Here is a 26,527-nt window from a genome sequence, read left to right as displayed (position 1 = left end):
TCATGAAGGTACGTGTTTCGATCGCGGCGGCAGCCTGCGTCGCAGGACTCGCCCTCGTCGGCAGTCCGGCCCAGGCCGCACCCGACACAGGATCGGCGGGATGGCAGCCACTGACCCCGATTCCGTCGCTGGACGTCGAGCGCTATCTCGGAACCTGGAACCAGGTCGCCGCGGTTCCGCAGCCGTTCAACCTCGAGTGCGCGCGCGACACCCAGGCCAACTACCAGTTGATCGATCCGGCCAACATCCGCGTCGAGAACACCTGCACCACGTGGACGGGTGAGCAGAACCGCATCGTCGGTAATGCACGGGTGAACGACACGGTGACCAATGCACAACTGCACGTGAGCTTCCCGGGCGTGCCCACGCAGGAGAACCCGGAAGGGCCGACCAACTACATCGTCGCCTACATCGCGGACGACTACTCGTGGGCGCTCGTCGGCGACCCGCTGCGTACGTCGGGCTTCATCCTCTCGCGTTCTCCCGAGGTCAGTACCGAGAAGTTCCGTGAGATCCGGGCAGTGGTCGAGTCCAAGGGATACAACTCGACGTTCATCCTGACCTCGCCCACCGCGGGCGGAGCGACGGACATCCGCCCCCTCTCCACGGTCTGACCCCCTCGGTCCGACCCCTAGGTGAGTGGAAATGTAGGCCCTGGGCCAGGAGCAGAGCCAGCGGAGCGACCAGAAGACGCTGCATTTCCACTCACACAGGTTTGTCGGCATTCAGAGCGACCTTGCGCAGTAGCGCTGCGAGAGTGCGCAGTTCGTCCTCGTCGAGCCCGTCGAGGAGTTCCTCGTCTCGCTGCAGCCGGACGGGAAATACCCGGTCCACCAGATCGGTTCCCCGGTCGGTCAATTCGAGAAGAACCACTCGGGCATCTCGCTCGAATCGTCGGCGTTCGACCAGGCCCTCCTTGACCAATCGCTCGGAGATCTTCGTCGTCGACGCCCCGCTGAGAAGCGTGACCGATGTGACCTCGCTGGCGCGGAGCGGCCGTCCAGCCCGTCGCAACGCGCTCATCACGTCGAATTCGGCGCGCGAGACCCCGACGGGAGCAAGTGTGGCGTCGAGCAGGTGGCTGGCCCGCGAGGCGATCCGACCCACACGAGCGAGAACCTCGATCGCGGAGGTGTCGACGTCGGGGAAAGTGGCCGTCCACTCTCGCCTGACCTCGTCGACGAAGTCCCCACCTGATCGCTGCGCCGGAATCATGACTTCACCCTACGGCGAGGATCACACCGACACGCGGTTTATTTTACTAGTGAAATATCTGTAGGCTCGACTCCGTGCTTCTCGACCGAATCGACCACACTCGTTCCGCCCTCGCCCATGCCGTGGCGGTCAGCACCTGGCGCCAGGCACTGACCGTCGGGAAGGCCGACGCGACCGTCGCGCCCGCCGTGCGCGTCGGGCTCGCCGTGGCGATCGTCCTGCTGGGAGGCGGCATCCTCGGACGCCACGACCTCGCGGGATTCGCTGCGCTCGGAGCGCTGTGCTCGGCCTTCGGCCGGTACGAGCCGTATCCACGCCGGGCCGGAAAGATCGCGCTCGTCGGGGCGCTCATCGTCGTGTACGCGACGCTGGGCGCCGCACTCGGAGCAGCAACGACGTCGGCGATCATCCAGGTGCTGGCCATCTCCGTCGCGGCCGGTGTGGCGGCTTTGCTGCTCACGGCGTTCGCGATCACCGGTCCCGGTGCGGTCGTTCTCATCTTCGCCGCGACCGCAGCCGTCGGCTTCTCGCACGCGGTCGGTGACCTCGGGACTGTCTTCGTGTCCGTCGCCATCGGCGCTGTCGTCGGGTGGACGCTGTCGATGGCCCCGGCGATCCTGCATCCGACGGGTCCCTCGCAGCTCGCCGTCGCCCGAGCCCTCGCCGCACTCGACCGTCGGGATGCACCCGGCGCGCGAGCCGCGATCGCCCGCGCCCGGACCGTCGTCGCGCTCGATCCCGGAGACCGTGAGCATCGGCACGGTCTGACCACACTTCTCGACGACGCCGACGCGGTGCTCGACGCGTGGAGCCGCGGTGAGGATCCGTCGCACGCCGCCGAGGTTCTGGCCCACGAACGGCACCTGCGCAGAATGCGTCGCTACCGCGTTCCGACGGCAGGCGAGTTCTCCGCCGAGTCGCCGACGCACCCGACACCACGGAATTTTTTCGCCGAGGGCGTGACCCAGGCGGCGTCGACACCGATCGTGCGGAGCGCCGTGCGCATCACCGTCGCCGCCGCGCTGGCTGCCCTGTGCGCGACTGCGCTCGGGTTCGAGCACCCACTGTGGGCCACCATGGGTGCGATGGCCGCCATGCACGGGATCGATTACCGCACCACGGTTCAGCGCGGGATCCAGCGGTTGTTGGGGAACGTCGGCGGTGCCGTGATCGCCGCGGTGCTCATCGCGTCGTCACTCGGGTACTGGGAGACCGTGGTGGTGATCGTCGTGATGCAGGTCGCCGCCGAACTTCTGGTGATGAAGAACTACGCGCTGACCTCGCTGGCGATCACTCCGATGGCGTTGCTCATGACCGGTCTGGCCGGGCACCTGAGCCCCTCGGTGTCCGTGAGCCGGATCGGGGACACGCTCGTCGGGGTGGTCATCGGGATCTGCGTTGCAGCCCTGACGGTGGAACGGGCGGACCGCCACCACCTGGTCTGACGGTCCGCCCGGCTTCCCTTCCGTCCTACCGTCAGCCGAGAACGGACGCGACGGGAGTCGACGCACGGCCAATCAGCTTCTGGAGGTCGCCCGAGTCCGTGTCGAGCTCGCCGCGCGCGATTCCCGCGTCGGCACTCGACAGCATCTCGGCGACGAAGCCGGGCAGGCCCGCTCCTTCGAGGACGCCCTTGTACTCGTCCTCCGACACGTTCTTGTACTCGACCGGCTTGCCGGACACCTGCGTGAACACGGCGGCGAGCTCGGCGTAGGTGAGCCGCTCGTCTCCGCCCAGTTCGTAGACCTTGCCGCCCTGATCCGCGGCGAGGAGCACCTCCACCGCAGCGGCTGCGAAGTCCGCGCGCGACGCGGCCGCGAGCTTGCCCTCGCCCGCTGCGCCCAGCAGTACACCGCTGTCGGCTGCCTGCTGCAGTGCGCCGAGGTAGTTCTCCCAGTACCAGCCGTTGCGCAGCACGACGGTGGGGATCGAGGACTCGGCCAGGCGGTTCTCGGTCGCGAGGTGTTCGGGTGCGAGGCTCAGTCCGGACGTGTCCGCCTTCAGCAACGAGGTGTACGCGATGAGCGACACGCCTGCAGCCTCGGCTGCGCCGATGACGTTCTCGTGCTGCGCGATGCGCCGGCCGACGTCCGACCCCGAAACCAGCAGAAGCTTGTCGACGTCCGCGAGCGCTGCCTTCAGCGCGTCGGTGTCGGCGTAATCGGCGACGCGCACCTGGACTCCCCGGTCTGCGAGCGACTGCGCCTTGGCTGCATCGCGGACGACGGCGACGATGTCGCCCGCGGCCGTGCCACGTTCGATCAGGCCGTCGACGACGAGTGCGCCGAGGTGTCCGGTTGCGCCGGTAACTGCTGTGGTCATGATTTGTTCCTCCGGTTGTCGGTGTTCGTCGACCACTATGCACTTACTTTTTCGACAGTGCAACCTTTTGATGCAGCGCTAATCCATCTGCATGCGCTACCCTGGACTACATGAGCGAACAGGACCCGACCCTCGAGGCCGATGTCTTCGCGCGGGGCTGCCACTCACGTGAAGCACTGCAGAACGTCACCAGCCGCTGGGGCATCCTCGCGCTCGCCGCTCTGTCCGAAGGCGACTACAGGTTCAACGCCCTTCGGCGACGGGTCGACGGAGTCAGCGAGCGCATGCTGTCCCAGACGCTGCAGACCCTCGAACGCGACGGATTCGTCCTGCGTACTGTCCTGGAATCGATCCCGCCGAAGGTCGAATACAGCCTCACCCCACTCGGCCGGTCCGTCGCGGATCGACTGGTCGGCCTGATCGAGTTGGTCGAATCCAATCTCCCCGCCGTTCTCGACGCTCGCGCGCAGCACGACGCTCGCTGAGCGATTTGCGCGCCTGAAAGAAGCAGCGGCTATAGCGTGTCAACGGTGACCTCGCATCCGTCAAGAAGAACATTCCTTGCTGCAGCCGGCGTGGCAACTCTGGCGACTGCAACGCGCGAATCGACATCCGCATGGGCGTCGCCCGCCGGACTGCATGTCGGTCGCGGAATCGGCGACATGACGGGTGAGCCCTTCGGCGCAGGTATGAACGGCTATGCGGTACTGGAACAATCGAGCGCAGGCCTTCATCTACGGCAGCGCGCGCGGGCATTCGTCTTCGTCGATCCGGCGTCGGACACTCGCCTGGTGCACGTGACGTGCGAGGTCGGGTTGATGTTCGAGAGCATCCTCGAAGCGGTGCTCACTCGGCTCGACGCTCGGTACGGGCACCTCTACCATCGCGGGAACGTCCTGCTGTCGGCCACGCACACCCACGCTGCCCCGGGCGGTACCGACGGACACCTCCTCGTGGACATCACGACCCTCGGCTTCCGGCCGATCACGTTCGAGGCCAACGTCTCCGGCATCGTCGACGCGATCACGCGGGCACACGAGGACATTCAGCCCTCGGATGTCGTCGTCACCGCATCCTCCCTGACCGATGCCGGAGTGAACCGTTCGCCGCAGGCGTTCGACAGGAACCCCGACGCCGCCGAACTGCCGGGGCGGATCGATCCACGCTCGGTGACGCTGCAGGTGTCCAGACGCGGTGAGCTCGCGGGCGTCGTCAATTGGTTTGCCACACACGGTACGTCGATGAAGGCGACCAATCTGCTGGTGAGCACCGACAACAAAGGTTACGCGGCGTGGCACTGGGAGCGTGAGGTCGCGGGCGTCGACTACCGCGATCCGTCGTTCGTCGCGGCGTTCTGCCAGAGCACACCGGGCGATGTGACACCGAACCTCGACAAGCAGCCCGGGTCCGGTCCGACGGCCGACGAGTTCGAGAACACCCGCATCATCGGCGAACGCCAATTCGATTCGGCGAGTGCGCAGATCGGCGCACCGGGCACCGCACTGCAGTCCGGCATCGAGATGCGCGGGATGTACGTCGACTTCGCGTCCGTCACGGTACGACCGGAGTTCACCGGCGACGGCCGCACCCACACCACCAGCCCCGCGGCCCTCGGTGCCGCCTTCGCCGCGTCCAGCCAGGAGGACGGTGGCGGCCTGCCGGAGCTCGGACTGCAGGAGGGCGAGCGCGGCGGCAATCCTGCTCTGGCAGCGATCGGTTCGGTTGTCGTGCCTCAGTGGTTGCGCGACGCACACGCACCCAAGGACGTGATACTCCCCGTCGGGTTGATCCCTGGTGTCGTACAGCAGGTCCTGCCGTTTCATCTGGCACGACTGGGCGCATTCCACCTCTTCTCCTGCCCGTTCGAGCCGACGGTGATGGCCGGGTCGCGCCTGCGGACCGCGCTGGCGGACACCTTGGGAGTCGACCGCGAACTCGTCGTCGTCCAGGGCTACACCAACGGCTACGGCCACTACGTCACCACTCCGGAAGAGTACGACCAGCAGGACTACGAGGGCGGCGCCACCGCATTCGGGCGCTGGCAACTGCCCGCCACCGTGCAGATCGCGACCGAACTCGCCGTCGCTCTCCGCGACGGAACACCCGTACCGAGCGGAGAACCCCAGCGAGACCTCACCGGATCGATTCCCAACTCCCCCGGCGGACTGTCCTTCGTCGACGTGGCCGCACCCGGAACCACGTTCGGCGACGTCCTGACCCAACCGGCCGCGGCATACGGCGTCGGGCAGCGGGTGTCGGTTCGTTTTTCCGGTTCCAACCCGAACTCCGATCTACGCCGCGACGACACCTATCTCGCGATCGAGCGAGACCGAGCGGGTACGTGGACTCGCGAATACGACGACGGCGATTGGTACACGAAGATCTTCTTCGACGCCGCCGGGCCGATCACCACGACGACCGTCGAGTGGGACATACCGGCAGATCAGCCTGCGGGCTCGTATCGGGTGGTGCTCTACGGGAGCTCGCGCGATCTCGCTGGGCGTCCGATACCGTTCACCGGGGTCTCGTCGCCGTTCGAAGTCGGTTGAAGCTTGAAGTGAGACGTGTCACGTCAGCCGCGCCGAGTTGTGTCCGAGTGGAGTCACTCTCTAGTTTCTAAGCCATGCCTAATGTTGTCTACAAAAGTACGTTCGCGGCATCCCTCGTGTGCGTGGCAGTCCTGGCCGGGTGCAGCTCTCCGCAGGAAGACGAGACCTCGTCCGCCGACACTCGAACCGTGACCCACCTGTACGGCACCACGGACATTCCGGTGGACCCGCAGCGTGTCGTGGTGCTCGACGCCGGGAACGTGCTCGAGTCGGTCCTCGCTCTCGGCGTCGAACCCGTCGCGACGGTCGTTCCGAAGACGACCGGCACCTGGCCGGACTTCATCGCCGAGAAGCTTCCCGAGAACGCCGCGTCGGTGGGCGATTCCGAGGCCAACGTGGACGTGGAGAAGGTCATCGGCGCAAACCCCGACCTGATCATCGTCACCAGTGAGGACGAGTCCCAGCGGGAGTTCTACGACAACGTCTCCGGCATCGCCCCGACCGTCGCCGTCGGGGATGTCGCGAACGAGTGGAAGGAAACCCTCCGGCTGCTCGGCGATCACCTCGGCAAACAGGACGAGGCCGCCACGCTGCTGTCGGACTACGAGGCCCGCGTCGACGCGGTGCGGCAGGAACTCGGTCCCGACCCGGGCACGGCCAGCTTCGTCCGCGTGCGTTCGGACAAGTTGAACTACATGGGATACGAGGGCTCGTTCATCTGGACCACACCGAAGGCAGTCGGCTTCCGCTCGCCCGAGTACCAGGACGTCGGCACAGCGGAGGATTCGTTCTTCGAGGTCAGCCTCGAGCAGACGAATCTGCTCGACGCCGACCGTATCTTCGTCGTCACCGACGGTGCTGCGGCCGAGCCCGGCCAGTTCCTCGACACCGTCAAGTCCAACCCGCTGTTCGGCCTCCTTCAGGGACGAATCGAGTACCTGCCGTCCAACGCCTACCTGTTCGGCAGCATCATGAAAGCGAACAAGATGCTCGACGTACTGGAGTCCTGAAGCATCTCTGGACGTGATTCACGGCTCGAGCAGGGATCCGAGTATCCGTGCGGTCAGGGCGACGACGTCGTCCTGATCCGCGGTCGCCAGTTCGTCGAGCGTGCCGGCAGCCCGGCCGAGCGCGATGCCGGAGAGCGCCGCGACCGCCACCTGTGCACGTAGCCGCGGATTACCGGCACCGGCTGCGCGCAGCCGGTTCTCGAGCCCTACCGTCAGTCGTTTGTCCACCCGCTCGGCTGCGGTCGCCTGCACGTCCGGGTCGTCGTGCTTGCCTACGACGGCATGCAGAACCGGTCCGGGTCCGAGGCGAGCGACCCTCCTGATCGTGTCCTCGATGCGCGACGGATCGGCGATGTCGGCGAGGTCCGGGCCTGTGTCGTCGGTGGGGAGGGTCGCGAGGTACAGCGCCGCCTTGTTGCCGAAGTATCGTGCAACGAGCGCCGGGTCGACGCCTGCACGATCGCCGATGTCACGCAGGGTCGTTTTCTGAAATCCCCTCTGCCCGAAGAGCTCGGCCGCGGCAGCCAGCAAATCCGCCCTGGTACGCGCCGAATTCCTGCTTCGCCCCTCAGATCCCATGACGTACCTCGAGATCACCGCGTGGGCTGCCGTTCGCCTTCGGTGTTCGAGACGCTCGCCGACGGGCGTAGGGCAGCACCGTTGCCAACAGTGCCGTGACGAGCCACAGGACGGCTCCGACGACGATGATGGCCTCGTATCCGTCGGCCGTCGGGTACAGGGTGTCCGGCACCGTGTACGCCGCCAGAACCGTTGCACTGACCGCACTTCCGATGGCACCGCCCACCGTGCGCGTGACCTGGTTGACGCCGAGGGCGCTGCCGGTCTCGTGCTGTGGAACGGCACTGACGATGAGTGCAGGCATGGCGGCGAACGTGAAGCCGACACCCAGACCGGCGATGCCCATCACCGCGAACACGATCCACAGTTCCGAGCGACCGACGAGGAAGACGACGAGCGCGGCGACGAATGCCAGTGCACCGATGGGCATGATCAGGTTCTTCGGCAGGACCCTGCTCGCTGCGGGCAGCAGACGGTTGGCGGCGACACTGGCCAGCGAGAACGGCACCAGGACGAGTCCGGCGACCATGGCCGACCGACCGAGGCCGTACCCGGTGTCGGTGGGGGTCTGCACCAGCCGGATGACCGTCGAGGACAGCACGAACATGCCGATGCCTGCCAGCAGCCCGGTGACGTCGGCGGTGAGTACGGACCGGTTCCGCAGCAGTCGAAGCTGGACGATGGGGTGCGGCGTGCGCAGTTCGTGGCGAGCCCACAGGGCGAGGGTGCCGGCGGCGGCTGCGGACGAACCGACGAGCAGCGGTGAGCCCCAACCCCACTGCCCACCGAGGCTGATCGCGAGGAGCAGGAACGTCAGGCCTGCGCCCAGCACGAGGGCGCCCGTCACGTCGAGCCGGTGCCGCGTCAGGTGCCCGCTGCTCGGTACGACGACGACGGCCGACACGAGAACCAGCGCCGACGCCAGTGCGGCCACGACGAAGCACGCGTGAAATCCCCAGACATGGGCGATGACGCCGGTCAACGGATATCCGAGGCCGATACCGGCGACGGCGGTCACCGACAGTGCCGCGACACACGAGCGGGCCCGCGGCGGGTCCAGGTGGTCGCGGGCGATGGCCATGGCCAGAGGCATCAGGCCGAGCCCGATTCCCTGTAGACCACGCCCGACGATCAGTAGGGCGAAGTTACCGGGGACGGCCGCGAAGATGCATCCCAGCAGGACCACGGCCAGGGCACCGATCAGCACTTCCCGACGCCTGGGCCCGTCGCCGAGCCGTCCGAGTACGGGAACCGTCACGGCGCCGGTGAGCATGGTGATGGTCAACGACCACTGGGCTCCGGTGAAGGACACGCCGTACGTCTCGGCCACCGTCGGGATGAGCGGTGCACCGACACTGCTGACGACAGCCACGATGGTGCAGATCGCGATCAGGACAGGTACGAGCAGTCGGCTGCGCGTACCGACTGGGGCATCGCGTATGTCACCGGTCGATGTCATCGGCTGATGATAAGCGACTTCCTCTTTCATCATCCAATCGACAGAAGTGACGGTCAGCCCACGAGGGCGTCGTCTCGCTGCTTCTTGCGCTCGGACCGCGCCCTGACCGCCAGGTACGCCTTGGCCCCGAACGGCGCGGCGAACAGCATGATGACCAACCGAATCACCTGCACCGCCGCCACGAACGTGACGTTGGCGCCACTGGCAGCGGACACGGCCAGTACCGCCGACAGACCACCCGGCGTCGTCGCGAGGTATCCCTCGAGCAGACTGATCCCGGTCAGGTGGGACAGCAGGAGGCCCAGCAGCGCGCAGACGACGCCGAGGATCACGATGAGCAGGATCGCCCACGGCAACACCCGGCCGACCGCCCGCACACTCTCACCGGTGAAAGCGAGGCCCGCCTGCCAACCGATCAGCACGAACGCGATCGGCAGCAGGACCATCGGCGCGGACACCGAGTCGATCCACCCCGACAACTCCAGCGCGCCCGACGCCACCAGCGGCCCGAGCGTGGCAGGCGCGGGCAACCTGATCAGGCGGGCACCCCCGATTCCGACGACGATGCATCCGAGCACCACCAGAAGGTCCACGTAGAGCGGGCTACCGTCACCCGAACCCAGCGCGCCGCCCGACGAGCCGGCACCGAACACGAGCGTCGCAACCAACGGCATGGTGACGATGATCAGACCGACGCGGACGTACTGCACGACGGCGACGATCCGCTCGTCACCACCGAGTTCTCGGGCGATCGCGACGAGGCCCTGAGCACCCCCGGCGATCATCGACAGTGCGCCGGTCAGCACGTCGACGTCGCGGTGGGCGCCGAGTAGCACTCCGGCGCCGACACTGACGATCAACGTGGCAAGACATACGGCAAGCGCCGGAAGCCAGTTCGCCCCGAGCGCGGACAGCGTCTCCGTGTCGATCATGAATCCGATGCTGACCGCCAGAATGCCCTGCGCTGCCATACCCGCAGGCCTCGGCACTTTACTGGGTCCGTACCCCCTCACCGCGAACACGGCCGCGACGACGAGCGAGGCGAACAACGGTGCTGCCGACAGCTTGGCCACGGCCAGAACCGCCCACACCACCCCGGTGGCGAGTACGAGGCCCACCCACAGCCTCACAGCTCGCTGCAGCGTGTACCCAAGTTTTCGCACACGCTAAGCCTACTCTTATCATTGGGACGCACATAATCGATTCGAAGGCTGTTAAAGGTACGTACACCCTTACCAAGAACGGGGTCGGAACGCATGAGCATCGACAACACCGCCATCAAACCTGCCGGCGCGGAGGTGAGTCCGCCGCACGCGACCGAGCTGCGCGAGGCGATGCTCGCCCTGACACGCAGGCTCCGACGCCAACGCCCCCGGCACTACCTCACGCCGAGCCAGATGCAGGTGCTCGGCGACGTGGAACGCAGCGGAGGGTCCAGCGCACCCGTCGACCTCGCCGCGATGCAAGGCGTGCGGATCCAATCCCTCACCAGCAACCTGAATGCACTCGAGGCCGAAGGGTTCATCACCCGAAGCCCCGATCCCGGCGACCGTCGGCGCCTGCTGATTCGCATCACCGACTCCGGCACCGAACTCGTCGCAGCGGACCGCGAACAGCGCGACAGTTGGCTCGCCGACGCTATGAGCGAGGAACTGACCCAACTGGAACGCGATGTCCTGCACCTCGCCGCCCCGATCCTGTGGAAGCTGGCCAGAAGTCCCGAGCCCCTCGTCCGACAACCCTGACCGGATCTCGGGGACGTTCCGCGGGCTCCACGTCGCACGTTGACCACGGGCCCGGCGTGGGGAAACATGAACGTCGATGCCCGCCACCGTGCGCCGCGTGCGGCGCAGCGACGAACAAGGAGTTCGCCCCTCATGTCCTACCTGCTGTACGACGCCCTGCTCCCCCAGCTCGGACACGATATCGCCACCTACTGGGCCACCCTCCTGGTGATCAACCCCGCCTGATCACCCCAGCCTGATCACCCCCGCCTGATCACCCCAGCCTGATCACTGCGGTGGCACTACACACGACGAGGGCCGCACAGGAGTGGAGCCTGCGGGAACGACCCGACGGGCTGTGATTCTCGGTGCGGCCCTCGTGTTTCCTGCGGCTAGCCTGCCGGTACGGGTGTCGGCAGCAGACGGGAGAGAACGTCCGACAGCGTCACGACGCCCACCGTCGTATCGGCTCCGTCCGCGGAGCTGTTCACGACGAGTGCGAGATGACTGCTCGTCTCACGCATCGACGCGAGAGCGACATAGACCGGCGTCGACGCCTCCAACGTGAAGACCGGCCGAGTGACCTCGGCGAGCGTCACGTCCCCGGCGAGGGTGTCACGCACGTGCACGACACCGCTGATCGTGTCACCGTCACGTACCAGGATGCGCAGATGACCGGATTCCAGGGCCACTGCACGCACGTCCTCGACCGTCGCGTCCGTCGGGACCGAGATCGGGACACCCTGCGCACGAACGAGATCGCCGACCTGCAGGTTCTGCAACTCGAGCGCACCCGCGATCTGGACCGAGTAACTCGCATCGAGCGCACCGACGTTCACCGAATGCTCCACCAGTTGCCTCAGGTCGTCCGGATTCTGGCCCGACGCCACCTGCGCCGCCGGCTCGACGCCGACCTTGCGGAGCAACCAGTTGGCCATTTCGTTCATCGCGACGATGACGGGCCGGGTCAGGAACATGAAACCGCGCATCGGCAGTGCCAGCATCGTCGCCGACTTCTCGGGGTGAGCGATGGCCCAGGACTTGGGTGCCATCTCACCGACGACGAGGTGCAGGAAGGTGACGATGATCAACGCGAGAACGAAGCCCGCGACGTCGGCGACCCAGTACGGGATGCCCCAGGACTCGAACATCGGAGTCAGTGCGTAGTGCACCGCGGGCTTGGTCGTTGCACCGAGCGCCAACGTGCACAGCGTGATTCCGAGCTGCGAGCCTGCCAGCAGAACCGTCAGCTCGCTCGAACTACGGAGTGCGGCCCTCGCCGACCTGCTGTTCGGAGCCGCGTCCTCGAGCCGGTGACGCTTGGCCGCCAGCAACGCGAACTCCACTGCGACGAAGAACGCACTGGCTGCGATGAGCCCGATGGTGACCACGAGAACTACCCAGGGATTACTCATCGGTGATCATCCATTTCCGCCTCGACCGAATCGGCCTCGACCTTGTCCCGCTGCCCCAGTTCGAGGCGCACGGACGATGGGACGTAGTTGTCGATTTCGAGCACCTCGACGGACACGAAACGCTCGGGGAGTTCGTCGTCGTCGGCGATGAGGTCTTCCGACTCGGCCGGCAGATCCACCTCGATGCGTGTGCCGACGGTCGGTAGCGAACCGTGATGCGCGATGACGAAACCGGCGATGGTCTCGTAATCACCGTCCGGAAGGTCGTGGTCGATCGACCGCTCGACCTCGTCGACGTGTACCTCACCCGCCATGGTCCAGGAGCCGTCCTCACCCGCGATCGGGGTCTGATCGACTTCGTCCTCGTCGTGCTCGTCGGTGATCTCGCCGACGAGTTCCTCGGCGAGATCCTCGATCGTGACAACGCCCGTCAGCCCGCCGTATTCGTCGATGACGCAGGCGAGTTGGTTCTTCGACGACCGCAGCTCGACGACGGCGTCGGGCAGGGCTTGAACCTCGGGCAGGATCAACGCGGGGCGGACGAACTCGGACACCTGAGCATCCGGTCGATCGGTCACCGCGAGGATGTCCTGCAGGTGCACGACGCCGACGATTCCGTCGTCGTCGTCGAGGACGGGGTACCGGGAGTGCTCCTGCCCCATCAGCGTTTTGACCTCGGCGAGAGTGTCCGTCGCGCGGACGGTCGCCGCCCGCGAACGAGGAATCATCGCGTGTTCCACCGTGCGGGTCGGGAAGTCGAGGATGCGATCGAGCAGATCCGACAGCTCGTCGGGCAGATCTCCGGAGTCCTTGGACTCGGCGACGATGTGCTCGAGGTCCCGAGGGGTGGCCGAATGTTCGACGTCGTGCACCGGTTCGATCTTCAGTGCCTTCAGCAACAGGTTCGACGCGTGATCGAAAATGGTGATGAGCCAACCGAAGAGCTTGAGATAGATGGTGGTCGACAGCGACAGCCACCGGGCCACCGGCTCGGGACGAGCGATCGCGAAGTTCTTGGGGAACAGCTCGCCGAACAGCATCTGAATGAACGTCGAGAACAGCAGCGCGAGCACTGCGCCGATGCCGACTCCCACGGCGGTCGGGATTCCGACACCGCCGAGGATGGTGCCGAGCGACTGACCGATGAGTGGTTCGGCGACGTAACCGACGAGCAGTCCGGTCACGGTGATTCCCAGTTGGGCACCGGACAGCATGAAGGACGTGCGTTTGGTTACCTGAAGAGTTCGACGGGCACCCGCGTCACCGGCTTCGGCGCGAGCCTTCAGCCGTGAGCGATCCACCGTCATGTACGCGAATTCCTGGGCCACGAAGTAGCCGGTACCGACCGTGATCAGGAATACGACGAGGAAGCCGAGCAAGAGAGTGAGAATCACGCTCATTCGCCGGACACCGCCTCGCACGTCGTGGAAATAGTGCGGGGGGCCGTGTCCGGCCCGGGTTTATCGCTGTCCATGAATCCTCTGTTTGATGGGTTGGGCAGTGCACGACCCTGGTTTGTTCGACACCGTGGTTTCGGGTGCTGCAACACCGTGGTTTCGGGTGTTGCTTCGGACCGTGATGTCCGATTCTAGCGGGCTCGCTCGACTTCGGGTGCTTTCACCACGAGAACCGGGACCGGACTGTCCAGAAGCACACGCTGCACGGTGCTTCCCATCAAGAATTTCCCGACGGCAGAGCGCCGCTTCGACCCGATGACGAGAAGTTCGGCACCGGTGTCGGCGACCAGGTCGACGATCGCTCCGGCGGGATCTCCCCCGTCCGGTTCGACGCGCACCGAGAAGGTCGCGTCAGCGACACCGCGGCTGGTGAGAATCTGCTCCGTCGCGAGAGTCGTTGCTTCCCTGTCCTCCTCGGACACGGAGTTGGTGTCCACGACAGCCAGGGCGACGAGCTCCAGGCCCCGGAGGTTCGCTTCCGACACAGCCCGGACGAGGGCCTCCCGACCCTCGGGCGAATCGCTCGCCACTACCGCTACAGACATGGGCATTTCACTTCCTCTGAATTGTGCTCATTGTGGTCACGTCGAATGATTGGACTATTCGGACAAAGCGTATCTACTGTGTCGCTGTGACACATCACACGAAAGGTTTTTGATGGCGGTCTCGCCCACATTGTCCAAGTCGATTCTTGCCGTCGCCGTCGTGGCTGCCGTGAGCGTCGCAGGTATCGATGCGAGCCGCAGCGAAAGCGGCTCCGACGCCAGGTCCAAGCTCACGATGATCGCGCCTGCCGCGGCGGGTGGCGGCTGGGATCTCGTCGCCCGCGAAGCGCAGCAAGCCCTGCGCAGCGACGGCATCGTCAACAACGCGCAGGTGGTCAACGTGCCGGGTGCGGGTGGAACGATCGGCCTCAGCCAGCTCGACAATCTGTCCGGTCAGGCGACGACGGTGATGATCACCGGCACCGTCATGCTCGGCGGCATCGCGATCAACAATTCCGAGACGACACTGGCCGACACCGTTCCCATCGCGAAGCTCGCCGAGGACTTCGAGGTCTTCGTCGTGCCGAAGGAATCGCCGTACCAGAATCTCGAGGACATGATCGCGGCGTGGCGTGCCAACCCCGGCGGCCTCCCCATCGGCGGCGGATCGCTCGGCGGCATCGACCACATCGTGGCAGGCCAGCTCGCGCAGGAAGCCGACATCGATCCCGCCGCGATCAACTACATCGCGTACTCCGGAGGCGGCGAAGTCCTCACCTCGCTGCTGTCCAACACGGTCGGGGTCGCCGTCAGCGGATACAACGACTTCCGCGACCAGATCGAGGCAGGCAACGTCCGTGCACTCGCGGTCGCCGCACCCGAACCCGTCGACGGCATCGACGTCGACACCTTCACCGAGCTCGGATACAACGTCGACCTGGTGAACTGGCGCGGCATCGTCGCGCCACCCGGTATCTCGGACGAGGACCGTGACACGTTGATCGCGATCGCCACCGAAATGCACGAGACGGAGCAGTGGCAGGGGGCCGTCGAACGTAATCGGTGGAAGGAATCGTTCTCGACGGGGGACGAATTCGCCGAGTTCCTCGATGTGGAACAGACCCGCATCACCGACATTCTCCGAGAGCTGGGACTCGTATGACCGACACGACTACGAAATCCGAGACCTCGCGCTCGTTCTGGGTCGGCCGTAGCGGACTGATCGTTCCGGCGCTGCTCGTCGCGCTCGGCATCTTCCTCGTCTACGGAACGATCACCATGGATGTTCCGGCGACCGCGACGTCCCCCGGGCCGCAGGTGTTCCCCTCCATCGTGGCGGGAGGCTGCTTCGTCGTAGCCGTACTGGTCACCATTCAGTTGTTGGTCAGGCCCGACGAGATCGATCGGGGCGTCGACGACGACGGACGCGCGTTGACCGGCACGGTCAGCAATTGGCGCACCCTGGCGATCACCGTCGGATCGGTCGCGCTGTTCATCGTGTTGCTCAACCCGCTCGGCTGGGTCCTCGCCGGTGCACTGCTGTTCTGGGGTGTGTCGATCGGCCTCGGCGGACGCCGCTACGTGTTCGACGCGGCCGTGGCGCTACTGGTCTCCTCGGCGGTGCAGTTGGCGTTCTCCGCCGGCCTCGGCTTGACCTTGCCCGGCGGCGTTCTCGCCCAGATCTTCTGATGGAGCTGACGTTCTCATGGATTCACTGAACAATCTCTTCGAGGGCTTCGGCACGGCGCTGACGCCGATGAACCTCGTGTGGGTGTTCGTCGGCGCGCTCCTGGGCACCGCTGTCGGTGTCCTCCCCGGCCTCGGTTCGGCCATGGCTGTGGCCCTGCTGCTCCCGGTGACGTTCACCCTCGATCCCACCGCTGCCCTCATCATGTTCGCGGGTGTGTACTTCGGCGGACTGTTCGGCGATTCGATCTCCGGCATCCTCATGAACACCCCCGGCAACAGCACCGCCATCGCCGGCACCTTCGAAGGCCATCGCATGGCCAAGAACGGTCGTGCGCCCCAGGCTTTGGCGACCTCGGCCATCGCGTCGTTCATCGGCGGCATGATCGCGACGACACTCGTCGTGTTCTTCGCCCCGACCCTCGCCTCGCTGGCGACCAACTTCGGGCCCGCCGAATACTTCGCTCTCGCGGTGTTCGCGTTCATCGCGACGTCCGCGGTGGTATCGGATTCCGCCTTGAAGGGTCTGACGGCTCTGTTGATCGGCCTGACCTTGGCGGTCATCGGCATCGACGGGCCGTCCGGGGCGTCGCGCTTCACCTTCGACGTACCCGCGATGTTCGACGGCATCCACATCGTCGTCATCACCGTCGCGATGCTCGCGCTCGGCGAGGTCATTCACATCGCATCGAGAATCGGCCGCCCCGAGGACAATTCGTTGATCAACTCGGGCGGTCGGCCGTGGCTGAGCAAGTCCGAGTTCCGGGAGGCGCTGCCGGCCTGGCTGCGCGGCACCGCATTCGGAGTTCCGTTCGGCGTCATCCCCGCCGGCGGCGCCGAGGTCCCGAGCTTCCTCGCGTACGGCACCGAGCGCAGGCTCGACCGTCGGCGCAAGAACCCGATGTTCGGCAAGGGCGCTATCCGCGGCGTCGCCGGGCCGGAAGCTGCGGGCAACTCCACGGCCGGTACCGCGATGGGCGCACTGCTCGCTCTGGGGCTGCCGACGTCCGCCACTGCGGCGATCCTTCTCGCGGCGTTCCAGCAGTACGGAATGCAGCCGGGGCCGTTGCTGTTCGAACGCAGCGGCGACATCGTCTGGGCCCTCATCGCCAGCTTGTTCCTCGCGATGATCGTGCTGCTGATCCTCAACCTGCCGTTCGCCCCGCTGTGGGCGCAGCTGCTGAAGATCCCCAAGAACTACCTGTACGCAGGCATCTCGGTGTTCGCGGCCCTCGGTGTCTACGCATCCAGTGCGTCCATCGTCGATCTGATGTTCATGCTCGGCCTCGGAATCCTCGGATTCATGATGCGCCGCTACGGTATTCCGCTGGCCCCGGTCCTCATCGCGGTGATCCTCGGACCCCTCGCCGAGGATTCGCTACGGCGCGCGCTCGCCGTCAGCGAAGGCGATCCGACCATTCTCGTCGGCAGCGCCATCACCGTGGTGCTGTACTCCCTGATGGCTCTGGCCATCGTCTTCACGATCGTGAGCAAGATTCGCGCTCGGGCGAAGGTCGACTTCTGACCCCTGTGTGAGTGGAAATGCAGGCCCTGGACAGGAGCGGAGCCTGCGGAGCGACCCGATGGCACTGTCATTTCCACTCACATTGGGCTCACGTGAGTCAGAGGATGTACAGCATTTCCTGGTAGGTCGGAAGCGGCCAGAGATCGTCCGCCACCATGCCCTCGAGAGTGTCCGCTGCTGTCCGGACTGCGGCCATGGCAGGAAGCAGAGCGTCCTTCGCGTGGGTCGCCTCGGCGAGAGCGTCGCCGCCGGGGTCGCTGTCCAGTGCAGCCTCGAGAGTCGCCAGAGCCGAACGCAACGCGGACAGCGGCTCGGACACCGACTGCAGTTCGGCGGTGTCGGCTTCGACGCCTGCAGCCTTCAGCGCTGCGACGTTCTGCGCCAGCTCGGTCTGGTACCGCACGGCCGACGGAAGCACCGATGTCCGGCCCATCTCGACGGTGAGGCGCGCTTCGACGAACACCGTCAGTGCGTACTGCTCCAAGCCGATCTCGTACCGCGAGTGCATCTCTCGGTGATTGAAGACATTGTACTTCTCGAACAGCTCCATCGCGGAATCGGTGATGAGTTCCGGTAGGGCGTCGAGCGTCGTACGCAGGTTCGGCAACCCGCGGGACTCGGCCTCGATCTGCCAGTTGTCGGAGTAACCGTCACCGTTGAACACCACGGCACCGTGCTCGGTGATGATCTCGGTGAGCAGATTCTGGACGGCCGTGTCGAATTCGGTGCCGTTCGCAACCGCGGTTTCCAGGTTGGTGGCCATGTAGTCGAGCGACTCGGCCATGATGGTGTTGATCGTGACCATCGGCCCGCTCACCGTCTGCATCGAGCCCGGTGCGCGGAACTCGAACCTGTTGCCGGTGAACGCGAACGGGCTCGTCCGGTTGCGGTCGCCCGGATCGGTCGGGAGCACCGGCAGCGTGTCGGCCCCGATCATCATGGTTCCCTTGCCCTTCGACGACGTCGCCGCGCCCTTGGCGATCTGATCGAAGACGTCGGCGAGCTGGTCGCCGAGGAAGATCGAGATGATGGCCGGCGGGGCTTCGTTGGCGCCGAGCCGGTGATCGTTGGTCGCCGACGCCACCGAGGCGCGCAGCAGGCCGCCGTACTTGTGCACCGCTCGGATGACCGCAGCGCAGAAGACGAGGAACTGGGCGTTGTCGTGCGGGTTGTCTCCCGGCACCAGCAGTGACCCGAGCTCGGAGTTGCCGAGCGAGAAGTTGACGTGTTTGCCGGATCCGTTGACGCCGTCGAACGGCTTCTCGTGGAACAGGCATTCCATGCCGTGCTTCTTGGCGATCGTCTTGAACGTCGTCATCAACAGCTGTTGGTGGTCCGCTGCGATGTTGCCGCGCTCGAACATCGGCGCGATCTCGAACTGCCCCGGCGCGACCTCGTTGTGCCGTGTCTTCGCTGGAATTCCGAGCTTGAACAGCTCGCGTTCGGTGTCCATCATGAAGCCGAGGACACGCTCCGGGATGGCGCCGAAGTAGTGATCGTCGAATTCCTGCCCTTTGGGGGGCTTCGAGCCGAACAGCGTACGGCCTGCGTTGAGCAGGTCCGGGCGTGCGAGGAAGAAGTGACGGTCGACCAGGAAGTACTCCTGCTCCGGGCCGCAGAAGGACACGATGTTCTCGATGTCCTCGTGTCCGAAGAGCGTCAGGATGCGTTCGGCGTGACCACCCATCGCCTGCTGCGAACGGAGCAGCGGCGTCTTGTGGTCGAGCGCCTCGCCGGTCATGGACACGAACACCGTGGGGATACACAGCGTGTTGCCGTTCGGGTTCTCGAGCACGTACGCCGGGCTGGTGACGTCCCAACCCGTGTAGCCGCGGGCTTCGAACGTGTTGCGCAGACCGCCGTTGGGGAAGCTCGACGCGTCGGGCTCGCCTTGGATGAGGGTCTTGCCGGCGAACTCGGCGAGCGCACTGCCGTCACCGACGGGGTCGAAGAAGCTGTCGTGCTTCTCCGCCGTCAATCCCGTCAGGGGGTAGAAGACGTGCGCGTAGTGGGTGGCGCCTTTCTCGAGCGCCCAATCCTTCATCGCCGACGCCACGGCGTCGGCGACCATGGGATCGAGGGCCATGCCTTTCTCGATCGTCGCGATGACCGACTTGTAGACCGACTTGGGCAGGCGCTTCTGCATGACCACTTTGCTGAAGACGTTCTCGCCGAAGATCTCGCCGGGCTTCTCTTCCCCGACGAAGCTGACCGCAGGCGGGACGTACGCCTCGACGTCCTTGATCGCCTGCAGGCGGACGGTATTTCCACTCATGAGCTACCCCTTGACAAGGTGCGCTCCGCAATTGGATTTCGCGGAGTCCGACCTGGCGACACTACGAAGCTCCCGTGGCGGCAATGTTTCGCCGCTGTGACCACTGCAATTCGACGTCGACGCTCGAACGGGACCGGCACCCGATCACAACGCTCGGATATGGACTGAGTCACAACCCGATGGACAAATTTTCAATTTTGTCTATCCAGGTTTACATTTACGCGGTATTGTCATCCGCACAGTGATCGACACCACTAGGCGTTCGAGAGGGCTCGATCGCCTGAAGACGAGGAGTTCAGTCGTGGCAACCCAGACGAGTCCACAGTCGAATACGCCGGTCGACGAGTGGCGGGACAAGAAGCGGTATCTGTGGCTGTTCGGCCTGGTGCCGCCGACCGCGATCTTCATGGCGCTGGGTCTGGTGTGGGCGTTCAACCAGCTCGGCTGGAATGCCGTCTCACCGATCTGGTGGTGGATCGGGCCGATTCTGGTGTACGGGCTGTTGCCGATCCTCGACCTGTTCTTCGGGCCCGACGGCCAGAATCCGCCGGACGAGGTCATGGAAGCGTTGGAGAACGACAAGTACTACCGATACTGCACCTACATCTACATTCCGTTCCAACTCGCGAGTCTGGTGATCGCCTGCTACCTGTGGACGGCGGACAACCTGAGCTGGCTCGGCATCGACGGTGGCCTCGGGCTGGCCTCGAAGATCGGGTTGGCAATCAGCATCGGCGTCATGGGCGGCGTCGGAATCAACACCGCGCACGAGATGGGTCACAAGAAGGACAGCTTGGAGCGCTGGCTGTCCAAAGTCACTCTGGCGCAGACGTTCTACGGCCACTTCTACATCGAGCACAATCGTGGGCACCACGTTCGCGTCGCGACCCCCGAGGATCCCGCCAGCTCGAAGTTCGGCGAAAGCTTCTGGCGGTTCCTTCCTCGCAGCGTGTGGGGCAGTCTGAAATCGTCCTGGAAGCTCGAGCAGACGCGCATGCAGCGACTGGGCAAGTCCACGTGGAACATTCGCAACGACGTACTCAACGCTTGGCTCATGTCCGTCGTGCTGTTCGGCGTTCTGACGGCAGTGTTCGGTGTCGGCATCCTGCCGTTCCTTCTCATCCAGGCGGTGTACGGGTTCTCGCTGCTCGAGACGGTGAACTACCTCGAGCACTACGGATTGCTGCGGGCGACCACCAAGTCAGGACGCTACGAGCGGTGCGCACCTGCCCACAGCTGGAACTCCGACCACATCGTCACCAACATCTTCCTGTACCACCTGCAGCGCCACAGCGATCACCACGCCAACCCCACCAGGCGATACCAGACCCTGCGCAGCATGGAAGGTGCACCCAACCTTCCCAGCGGGTACGCCAGCATGATCACCGTCGCCTACTTCCCGCCGATCTGGCGAAAGGTGATGGACCACAGGGTTCTCGAGCACTACCGCGGTGACATCACCGCGGTCAACATCGAGCCGAGCAAGCGCGCGAAGATCCTCGCACGCCACGGCGCCCGGTCCGGTAGCCAATCAAATGCAGCTACGGATGCAACTACGGATGCACCGAAGGACGCGAAGTGATGACGGCGTACGAGTGCCCGGTGTGCAACTACGTCTACGACGAGGCTGCCGGGGCGCCGCGTGAAGGTTTCCCGGCAGGAACGCCGTGGTCCGAGATCGCCGACGATTGGCCGTGCCCGGATTGCGGTGTCCGGGAGAAGATCGACTTCGAACAGAAAGCAGGATGAGAGATGGCCACGGATTTCAAGCTCTACCAGTGCATTCAGTGCGGTTTCGAGTACGACGAGGAACTGGGCTGGCCGGAGGACGGGATCGAGCCGGGCACTCGGTGGGAGGACATCCCCGAGGATTGGAGCTGCCCGGATTGCGGCGCTGCGAAGGCCGACTTCTTCATGGTCGAGATCAGCAGGCCATGACCCTCGGGGCGCCCGATAGAGTGGGGGTCGTGTCAACGCAACCGGTCGACCCGAGCCTCTATCAGGACGCACCGATCAAGCACGCACCGATCAAGCACGCACCCTTCACGGGTGCCGTGTCGAGTCCGATGCGGACGACGATTCTCGACGGGCTGCACGATCTCCTGCTCGAGCGCACGTGGTCGACGGTCAACATGGCGGACGTCGCCAAGGCTGCGGGCATCTCGCGGCAGACGCTGTACAAGGAGTTCGGTACCCGTAAAGGGTTGGCACAGGGGTACGCACTGCGGTTGACGGATTCGTTCGTCTCGGCGGTGGACGATGCGGTGTATGCCAACGAGGGTGACAGTCTGCGCACCCTCTACGTCGCGTTCACCGAGTTCTTCGGTCGCAGTGCATCGGACCCGCTGGTGCTGTCGATGCTGACGGACGATCCTCCGCCGGACCTGCTGCGGCTGGTCACCACCGAGAGCGGTGCCCTGATCGAGCATGCGTCGCTGCGGCTGGCGTCGACGTTCGAGCGTAGTTGGCTTCGCGCGTCGGCGCACAACGCAGACGTGCTGGGGCGCACCGTGGTTCGGCTGGCGCTCAGCTACATCTCGATGCCGCCGGAGAACTCGTCCGACGTGGCTGCGGACCTGGCGTCGCTGCTCACTCCGTTCGTCGACGCAATCAAGGGCACCGCATGAGCGAGGCACACCGCATGAGCGAGCTACACCGCGCGCACTTCGCCGAGCTGTCCGGTCACCAGGTCTACGCTCTGTGCAAATTGCGGGTCGACGTGTTCGTCGTCGAGCAGAACTGCGCGTACCCGGAGCTCGACGGCGCCGACGAGGATCCGTCGACGGTGCATTTCTGGCACACGGACAACGGACGGATCGTGTCCACGCTGCGGTTGCTGTACACCGACGGGGAAACCAGAATCGGACGGGTGTGTACGGCGGTGGACGCTCGCGGCCGTGGCCTGAGTGCCGAATTGCTGCGCGCGGCAATCGATCACGCACACGGTGACACCATCGTCATCGGCGCACAGGCTCAACTGGAGCAGTGGTACGGCCGGTTCGGTTTCGTTCGCAGCGGTGAGAACTACGACGAGGACGGGATCCCCCACCTTCCCATGACCAGGAAGGGCGATTAGGCGGTCATCTGCCGTGCTGCTTCGAGGACGGCGTTCTCGGACAGCAGGACGTGCAGTGCTGCATCGCCCAGTGGGATGAAACTGTCCTCGCTGCAGACGCGTCGCACCTTGCCCGAGTATCCGGCGTCGACCACTGCGGTGACGATGCCTTCGCTCACACCACCGGACTTCCGCGTCTCGTCCACCACCAGCACGCGGCCGGTGGCCTCTGCATGTTCGACGATGTCCGCCAACGGAAGTGGTGCGATCCACCGGATGTCGACTACGCGCACGCCCACGCCGTCGTCGGCGAGTGCCCGCGCGACCCGCAGGCTCATCCTGACGCCGTTGCCGAAGGTGACGATGGTGAGATCGACTCCGTCGCCGTGGATTCGAGCGCGTCCGATCCAGGCAGGCGACACTGCTCCCCCGGCAAGCCACAGTCCGTCGCCGTCCAGGTACAGATCCCTGGTGTGGTACAGCGCAATGGGTTCCAAGACGACGCACACGGCGCCGTGTTCCACGGCAGCGTGGGCGCAGGCGAGAAGCACGGCGGCTGCGTCGTCCGGCATCGACGGCGAGGCGATGATCATGCCGGGAATGTCGCGCAGGGCGGCGACAGCGTTGTCGTTGTGGAAGTGCCCGCCGAAGCCCTTCTGGTAGCCGTATCCCGCTATCCGGACGATCATCGGATTTCGATACTGTCCGTTCGAGAAGAACTGCAGGGTCGCCGCTTCCCCGCGAAGTTGGTCTGCCGCATTGTGCAGGTAGGCGAGGTACTGAATCTCGGCGATCGGGAGCAGACCGGACACTCCGGCTCCCAGGGCCAGCCCGAGGATCGTCTGTTCGTCGAGCACGGTGTCGAACACCCGGGCCGCTCCGGCGTGCGCCTGCAGACCTCGGGTGACGCCGTACACTCCACCTTTGCGCGCCACGTCCTCGCCGAACAGGATCGACTGGGGACGGGTGGACAGAATGTGCTGCAGCGCAGCGTTCACGGCCTTCGCCAGGGTGGTGCCCGCCGGTAACTCCAGGCCGCCTTCCCCGGTCGATTCCTTGGCCGTGTCGGCTACCCGCGTCAGGGGTTCCATGACTGCTGCCGCGCTGTTCAACTGCGGTAGCTCGGCTACGTCCCGCGCCACACGCAGCACGTGTGCGCGCTTGTTCTCGTAGAGCTCCACCACGTCGTCGACACCGATCACGCCCGCGTCGACGAGGTGCCGTGCAGTGCAGAGAACGGGATCGCGGGCGAGATCGGCGGTGATCTCCGCAGCCGACCGATAGGACGACTCCACGTCGGATCCTGCGTGGCCCATCAACCGGACCGACTCGATGTGCAGGAAGGCCGGACGACGCCGTGTTCGAACCCAGGTCGCGGCCGCGATCGACGCGGCGTGGACGGCCTCGAGGTCTCGGCCGTCCGCGTGAAAGTATTCCAGGCCCGCTCTGGTGGAGAAGTTCGACGCGATCCAGCCCGCGGGGGTGCGCACGCTGATACCGATTCCGTTGTCCTCGCAGACGAACAGCAGCGGCATCGGAACGCCCTGATACGCAGTGTTGATCGCGGAGTTGATCGCCCCTACCGCGGTGGAGTGCCCGGCGGATGCGTCACCGAAGCTGCACACGGTCACCGCGTCGGACGGCCACGGGGAGTCCGCCCCGAGCTTGCGGGCCCGCGCCACGGAGAACGCGACTCCCACCGCGCGCGGCAGATGCGATGCGATGGTCGAGGTCTGCGGGAGGACCGCGAGGTCAGCTCGTCCGAACACCTTGTGCCTGCCACCGGAGATGGGGTCCTCGGTGGCGGCGACGACCCCGAGCAGGACGTCGCGAATGGGATCGCTTCCCCCTACCTGTCTGGCGCGTTCCAGGAAGAACGCGCCGGACCGATAGTGCAGAAGAGCCGGGTCCGTCGGCCGGAATGCACCGGCGACGGCCGCGTTGAACTCGTGCCCGGACGATCCGATCGTGTAGAAGCCCGTGCCGTGGGACCGCAACCATCGTGCCGCCAGGTCGAGGTGGCGGCTGCCGAGTTGAGCGTCGAACAACTCCAGTGCTCTCGTCGGGGTGAGAGTCGGCCCGAGTTCTTCTCGGCTTGCTCCCGCAGCTCGGATCGACTGCAGGAAATACTCGTCGATCGGCTCGGCCATGCGGTCAGGATATGCGCGTGCGGCACCGCACGCGGGCGAAGTCAGCGCGAGTCGGTGTTTCGCCAGGCCAAGAGCACACCGGTTCCGGACTGACGCGCCCACGGGAGGAACACGGCCACGGCGAGGGCGCAGGCCAGTGCCGACCCGACGGTGACGTACGACGCGAGCTGAAAACCTTCCAGCGATGCGGCTTTCATCGCGTACACCAAGTCCGCCTTCTGCGCGGCGAAGACGGAATTGGTCGACGCCTTGACGATCTCGATGACGCTGACGACGGTCTCCCGGGCGAACGCCTTCTGGTAGGGCTCCATGAGGGCGTCGGGGATCGCGTCGATTCGAGGTCCCACCTTCGTGGTGTAGATGGACGCGACGATCGACCCCAGCACCGCGACTCCGAGCGTTCCGCCGACTTCGCGGGTGGTGTCGTTGACGGCCGAGCCTGCCCCTGCCTCGTCGAGCGAGACCGAGGACATGATGGATTCCGTTGCCGGCCCCTGAACGATGGCCAGTCCCAATCCCATCAGCACCATCGAGATCAACACCGGTCCGAGGTAGGGGGTTTCGACCTTCACCTGTCCCGCGATGAACATGCCGACGCTCATCACGACGAGTCCGAAGACGATCACCGCCGTGGTACCGACGCGCTGTGCGATCAAGGTGGCCAGTGGTGCGCCGATAGCGATGGACACCGCGAACGGTAGCGAGTGGATGCCGAATTGGAGTGGGCTGAGTTCCATCACACCCTGGAAGTACTGGGTGATCATGAACAGGAACCCGAACATCGAGAAGTAGGCGACGGCGATGGCCAAGGCAGGCAGCGAGAATCGGCGGATCCGGAACAGCGCCATGTCGAGTACGGGCGAGGGGGTGCGTAGTTCCCACCACACGAAGACCGCGAGGCAGACGACACCGAGCAGGTAGGCCGCAACACTGATTCCGGACAACCAACCCTGATGCGGGGCTTCGATGATGGCCCACACCAGTACGGTGATGCCGACCAGGGACAGAGCGATGCCGACCGGATCGAACCGACCGATGTGCGACGCCTTGGACTCCGGCACGAATCTCCATGCCGCAGCCAGCACCACCGCGGCCACGGGCACGTTGATCCAGAACACGGAGTGCCACGAGAAGTGTTCCAGCAGAAAGCCTCCCGCGGTGGGTCCGATCGCGATGGCGAAACCTGCCATCGCGGTCCACGCAGCGATGGCGAGTGCGCGTTCCCTGGCGTCGGAGAAGATGTTGATGATCAGCGCGAGGGTTGCCGGAAACACGGCTGCGGCACAGATTCCCATCAGCGCGCGGGCCGCGATCACCTGCCCGAGGTTCGCTGCAAGCGCGCCGCCGATCGACATCACTGCGATTCCGGCGAGGCCGACGATCATGACTTTCTTCCGCCCGTAGCGATCCCCCAGATGGCCGAACGCGAGCAGGAGTCCGGCGAAGGTCAGCGTGTAGGCGTCGACGACCCATTGCAGGCCGCTGATGCTGGACCTCAGTTGCAGGCCCATCGACGGGAGCGCGACGTTGACGACGGTGTTGTCGAGTACGACGAGCAGTTCGGCGGTACAGATGACGACAAGCGCGATCCAGCGTTGCCTGGCTGTCGACATCGATACAG

Annotated in this window: 25 protein-coding genes; 14 read left to right on the top strand and 11 right to left on the bottom strand. The window is 65.4% G+C overall.

Features of this window, described 5'->3' with window-relative positions; translation table 11 throughout:
- Positions 1–2 precede the first annotated feature (2 nt).
- Positions 3–614 carry a lipocalin family protein gene (locus BH95_RS24765; RefSeq protein ID WP_026347535.1) on the top strand — a complete coding sequence of 204 codons (612 nt, stop codon included), beginning with the start codon at positions 3–5 and terminating at the stop codon, positions 612–614.
- Between the two features lie 91 nt (positions 615–705).
- On the opposite strand, the gene BH95_RS24760 is transcribed toward BH95_RS24765, so the two are convergent.
- Positions 706–1,215, bottom strand: a complete 510-nt coding sequence (locus tag BH95_RS24760; RefSeq protein WP_019663678.1) for a MarR family winged helix-turn-helix transcriptional regulator — start codon at positions 1,213–1,215, stop codon at positions 706–708.
- Between the two features lie 74 nt (positions 1,216–1,289).
- Here BH95_RS24760 and BH95_RS24755 point away from each other — a divergent pair, with 74 nt between their 5' ends.
- Positions 1,290–2,660 carry an FUSC family protein gene (locus tag BH95_RS24755; protein ID WP_037184718.1) on the top strand — a complete coding sequence of 457 codons (1,371 nt, stop codon included), beginning with the start codon at positions 1,290–1,292 and terminating at the stop codon, positions 2,658–2,660.
- 31 nt (positions 2,661–2,691) lie between these two features.
- Here BH95_RS24755 and BH95_RS24750 read toward each other — a convergent pair whose 3' ends face one another.
- Positions 2,692–3,537 (bottom strand): SDR family oxidoreductase, encoded by an 846-nt coding sequence (locus BH95_RS24750; protein WP_052060214.1) that lies wholly within the window; start codon positions 3,535–3,537, stop codon positions 2,692–2,694.
- 110 nt (positions 3,538–3,647) lie between these two features.
- On the opposite strand from BH95_RS24750, the gene BH95_RS24745 reads away from it, so the two are divergent.
- The 3 genes from BH95_RS24745 to BH95_RS24735 all read left to right on the top strand — a co-directional run bounded on the left by BH95_RS24745 (position 3,648) and on the right by BH95_RS24735 (position 7,096).
- A complete protein-coding gene (locus BH95_RS24745; RefSeq protein WP_019663681.1) occupies positions 3,648–4,022 on the top strand; it encodes a winged helix-turn-helix transcriptional regulator in 375 nt (124 codons plus the stop codon).
- Between the two features lie 90 nt (positions 4,023–4,112).
- Positions 4,113–6,086: a neutral/alkaline non-lysosomal ceramidase N-terminal domain-containing protein gene (locus BH95_RS24740; RefSeq protein ID WP_037184712.1), complete on the top strand. Its 1,974-nt coding sequence runs from the start codon at positions 4,113–4,115 to the stop codon at positions 6,084–6,086.
- 74 nt (positions 6,087–6,160) lie between these two features.
- Complete coding sequence (locus BH95_RS24735; RefSeq protein ID WP_051104815.1) at positions 6,161–7,096, top strand: ABC transporter substrate-binding protein; 936 nt, start codon at positions 6,161–6,163, stop codon at positions 7,094–7,096.
- Between the two features lie 18 nt (positions 7,097–7,114).
- Here BH95_RS24735 and BH95_RS24730 read toward each other — a convergent pair whose 3' ends face one another.
- From BH95_RS24730 to BH95_RS24720, 3 genes are read right to left on the bottom strand one after another with little or no spacing between them, the layout of a single operon-like run.
- Positions 7,115–7,675, bottom strand: coding sequence for a TetR/AcrR family transcriptional regulator (locus tag BH95_RS24730; RefSeq protein ID WP_026347538.1), 561 nt, complete (start codon positions 7,673–7,675; stop codon positions 7,115–7,117).
- Complete coding sequence (locus BH95_RS24725) at positions 7,665–9,134, bottom strand: MFS transporter (RefSeq protein ID WP_244165127.1); 1,470 nt, start codon at positions 9,132–9,134, stop codon at positions 7,665–7,667. The genes BH95_RS24730 and BH95_RS24725 overlap by 11 nt, the downstream gene beginning before the upstream one ends.
- A 53-nt stretch (positions 9,135–9,187) precedes the next feature.
- Positions 9,188–10,297, bottom strand: coding sequence for an AbrB family transcriptional regulator (locus BH95_RS24720; protein ID WP_026347539.1), 1,110 nt, complete (start codon positions 10,295–10,297; stop codon positions 9,188–9,190).
- Between the two features lie 93 nt (positions 10,298–10,390).
- Between BH95_RS24720 and BH95_RS24715 the strand changes: the two genes are divergently transcribed.
- Positions 10,391–10,879 (top strand): MarR family winged helix-turn-helix transcriptional regulator, encoded by a 489-nt coding sequence (locus BH95_RS24715; RefSeq protein ID WP_020111867.1) that lies wholly within the window; start codon positions 10,391–10,393, stop codon positions 10,877–10,879.
- Positions 10,880–11,250: 371 nt separating this feature from the next.
- On the opposite strand, the gene BH95_RS24710 is transcribed toward BH95_RS24715, so the two are convergent.
- The 3 genes from BH95_RS24710 to BH95_RS24700 all read right to left on the bottom strand — a co-directional run bounded on the left by BH95_RS24710 (position 11,251) and on the right by BH95_RS24700 (position 14,281).
- A complete protein-coding gene (locus BH95_RS24710; RefSeq protein ID WP_026347541.1) occupies positions 11,251–12,273 on the bottom strand; it encodes a hemolysin family protein in 1,023 nt (340 codons plus the stop codon).
- Positions 12,270–13,673 carry a hemolysin family protein gene (locus tag BH95_RS24705; protein ID WP_037163673.1) on the bottom strand — a complete coding sequence of 468 codons (1,404 nt, stop codon included), beginning with the start codon at positions 13,671–13,673 and terminating at the stop codon, positions 12,270–12,272. Before BH95_RS24705 ends, BH95_RS24710 begins: the two co-directional genes overlap by 4 nt.
- 188 nt (positions 13,674–13,861) lie before the next feature.
- Entirely contained in the window at positions 13,862–14,281 is a 420-nt protein-coding gene (locus BH95_RS24700) for a universal stress protein (RefSeq protein ID WP_019663691.1), read from the bottom strand.
- Positions 14,282–14,387: 106 nt separating this feature from the next.
- Between BH95_RS24700 and BH95_RS24695 the strand changes: the two genes are divergently transcribed.
- From BH95_RS24695 to BH95_RS24685, 3 genes are read left to right on the top strand one after another with little or no spacing between them, the layout of a single operon-like run.
- Positions 14,388–15,377, top strand: a complete 990-nt coding sequence (locus BH95_RS24695) for a Bug family tripartite tricarboxylate transporter substrate binding protein (RefSeq protein WP_019663692.1) — start codon at positions 14,388–14,390, stop codon at positions 15,375–15,377.
- Positions 15,374–15,904 carry a tripartite tricarboxylate transporter TctB family protein gene (locus tag BH95_RS24690; protein ID WP_019663693.1) on the top strand — a complete coding sequence of 177 codons (531 nt, stop codon included), beginning with the start codon at positions 15,374–15,376 and terminating at the stop codon, positions 15,902–15,904. Before BH95_RS24695 ends, BH95_RS24690 begins: the two co-directional genes overlap by 4 nt.
- Positions 15,905–15,920: 16 nt before the next feature.
- Entirely contained in the window at positions 15,921–17,426 is a 1,506-nt protein-coding gene (locus BH95_RS24685) for a tripartite tricarboxylate transporter permease (protein WP_019663694.1), read from the top strand.
- Between the two features lie 97 nt (positions 17,427–17,523).
- Here the strand turns inward: BH95_RS24685 and BH95_RS24680 are convergent, their stop codons facing one another.
- The gene (locus tag BH95_RS24680) at positions 17,524–19,701 is read right to left on the bottom strand and encodes a glutamine synthetase III family protein (RefSeq protein WP_037184710.1); all 2,178 of its coding nucleotides are present in this window, start codon (positions 19,699–19,701) and stop codon (positions 17,524–17,526) included.
- A 301-nt stretch (positions 19,702–20,002) separates the two neighbouring features.
- On the opposite strand from BH95_RS24680, the gene BH95_RS24675 reads away from it, so the two are divergent.
- The 5 genes from BH95_RS24675 to BH95_RS24655 are packed head-to-tail and all read left to right on the top strand — an operon-like array spanning position 20,003 to position 22,777.
- On the top strand, positions 20,003–21,283 hold the full coding sequence (locus BH95_RS24675; RefSeq protein WP_037184708.1) for an alkane 1-monooxygenase: 1,281 nt from the start codon (positions 20,003–20,005) through the stop codon (positions 21,281–21,283).
- On the top strand, positions 21,283–21,450 hold the full coding sequence (locus BH95_RS24670) for a rubredoxin (RefSeq protein ID WP_019663697.1): 168 nt from the start codon (positions 21,283–21,285) through the stop codon (positions 21,448–21,450). The genes BH95_RS24675 and BH95_RS24670 overlap by 1 nt, the downstream gene beginning before the upstream one ends.
- A gap of 3 nt (positions 21,451–21,453) precedes the next feature.
- The gene (locus tag BH95_RS24665) at positions 21,454–21,639 is read left to right on the top strand and encodes a rubredoxin (protein WP_019663698.1); all 186 of its coding nucleotides are present in this window, start codon (positions 21,454–21,456) and stop codon (positions 21,637–21,639) included.
- 20 nt (positions 21,640–21,659) lie between these two features.
- Positions 21,660–22,328: a TetR/AcrR family transcriptional regulator gene (locus tag BH95_RS24660; protein ID WP_037163664.1), complete on the top strand. Its 669-nt coding sequence runs from the start codon at positions 21,660–21,662 to the stop codon at positions 22,326–22,328.
- Positions 22,325–22,777, top strand: coding sequence for a GNAT family N-acetyltransferase (locus BH95_RS24655; protein WP_019663700.1), 453 nt, complete (start codon positions 22,325–22,327; stop codon positions 22,775–22,777). The genes BH95_RS24660 and BH95_RS24655 overlap by 4 nt, the downstream gene beginning before the upstream one ends.
- Here the strand turns inward: BH95_RS24655 and BH95_RS24650 are convergent.
- Together BH95_RS24650 and BH95_RS24645 are read right to left on the bottom strand one after the other, a co-directional pair.
- Positions 22,774–24,906 carry a thiamine pyrophosphate-dependent enzyme gene (locus BH95_RS24650; protein ID WP_037184705.1) on the bottom strand — a complete coding sequence of 711 codons (2,133 nt, stop codon included), beginning with the start codon at positions 24,904–24,906 and terminating at the stop codon, positions 22,774–22,776. The two genes, BH95_RS24655 and BH95_RS24650, sit on opposite strands and share 4 nt — an antisense overlap.
- A gap of 41 nt (positions 24,907–24,947) precedes the next feature.
- The gene (locus BH95_RS24645) at positions 24,948–26,519 is read right to left on the bottom strand and encodes an MFS transporter (protein WP_037185529.1); all 1,572 of its coding nucleotides are present in this window, start codon (positions 26,517–26,519) and stop codon (positions 24,948–24,950) included.
- Positions 26,520–26,527: the final 8 nt, after the last annotated feature.

Origin of the sequence: Rhodococcoides fascians A44A, assembly GCF_000760735.1 — a bacterium.
Classification (GTDB): Bacteria; Actinomycetota; Actinomycetes; order Mycobacteriales; family Mycobacteriaceae; genus Rhodococcoides; species Rhodococcoides fascians_E.
Note: the sequence above shows the minus strand (reverse complement) of the source record. Positions and strands in the feature narration are given on the sequence as shown.

Excerpts from the sequence above, each read along its gene's own strand:
- BH95_RS24765 (WP_026347535.1), top strand. The coding sequence starts at position 3 with ATGAAGGTACGTGTTTCGATCGCGGCGGCAGCCTGCGTCGCAGGACTC.
- BH95_RS24665 (WP_019663698.1), top strand. The coding sequence starts at position 21,454 with ATGGCCACGGATTTCAAGCTCTACCAGTGCATTCAGTGCGGTTTCGAG.
- BH95_RS24745 (WP_019663681.1), top strand. The coding sequence starts at position 3,648 with ATGAGCGAACAGGACCCGACCCTCGAGGCCGATGTCTTCGCGCGGGGC.
- BH95_RS24705 (WP_037163673.1), bottom strand. The coding sequence starts at position 13,673 with ATGAGCGTGATTCTCACTCTCTTGCTCGGCTTCCTCGTCGTATTCCTG.
- BH95_RS24690 (WP_019663693.1), top strand. The coding sequence starts at position 15,374 with ATGACCGACACGACTACGAAATCCGAGACCTCGCGCTCGTTCTGGGTC.
- BH95_RS24655 (WP_019663700.1), top strand. The coding sequence starts at position 22,325 with ATGAGCGAGGCACACCGCATGAGCGAGCTACACCGCGCGCACTTCGCC.
- BH95_RS24695 (WP_019663692.1), top strand. The coding sequence starts at position 14,388 with ATGGCGGTCTCGCCCACATTGTCCAAGTCGATTCTTGCCGTCGCCGTC.
- BH95_RS24735 (WP_051104815.1), top strand. The coding sequence starts at position 6,161 with ATGCCTAATGTTGTCTACAAAAGTACGTTCGCGGCATCCCTCGTGTGC.
- BH95_RS24680 (WP_037184710.1), bottom strand. The coding sequence starts at position 19,701 with ATGAGTGGAAATACCGTCCGCCTGCAGGCGATCAAGGACGTCGAGGCG.
- BH95_RS24750 (WP_052060214.1), bottom strand. The coding sequence starts at position 3,537 with ATGACCACAGCAGTTACCGGCGCAACCGGACACCTCGGCGCACTCGTC.
- BH95_RS24650 (WP_037184705.1), bottom strand. The coding sequence starts at position 24,906 with ATGGCCGAGCCGATCGACGAGTATTTCCTGCAGTCGATCCGAGCTGCG.
- BH95_RS24730 (WP_026347538.1), bottom strand. The coding sequence starts at position 7,675 with ATGGGATCTGAGGGGCGAAGCAGGAATTCGGCGCGTACCAGGGCGGAT.
- BH95_RS24710 (WP_026347541.1), bottom strand. The coding sequence starts at position 12,273 with ATGAGTAATCCCTGGGTAGTTCTCGTGGTCACCATCGGGCTCATCGCA.
- BH95_RS24700 (WP_019663691.1), bottom strand. The coding sequence starts at position 14,281 with ATGCCCATGTCTGTAGCGGTAGTGGCGAGCGATTCGCCCGAGGGTCGG.
- BH95_RS24715 (WP_020111867.1), top strand. The coding sequence starts at position 10,391 with ATGAGCATCGACAACACCGCCATCAAACCTGCCGGCGCGGAGGTGAGT.
- BH95_RS24725 (WP_244165127.1), bottom strand. The coding sequence starts at position 9,134 with ATGACATCGACCGGTGACATACGCGATGCCCCAGTCGGTACGCGCAGC.
- BH95_RS24670 (WP_019663697.1), top strand. The coding sequence starts at position 21,283 with ATGACGGCGTACGAGTGCCCGGTGTGCAACTACGTCTACGACGAGGCT.
- BH95_RS24760 (WP_019663678.1), bottom strand. The coding sequence starts at position 1,215 with ATGATTCCGGCGCAGCGATCAGGTGGGGACTTCGTCGACGAGGTCAGG.
- BH95_RS24645 (WP_037185529.1), bottom strand. The coding sequence starts at position 26,519 with ATGTCGACAGCCAGGCAACGCTGGATCGCGCTTGTCGTCATCTGTACC.
- BH95_RS24685 (WP_019663694.1), top strand. The coding sequence starts at position 15,921 with ATGGATTCACTGAACAATCTCTTCGAGGGCTTCGGCACGGCGCTGACG.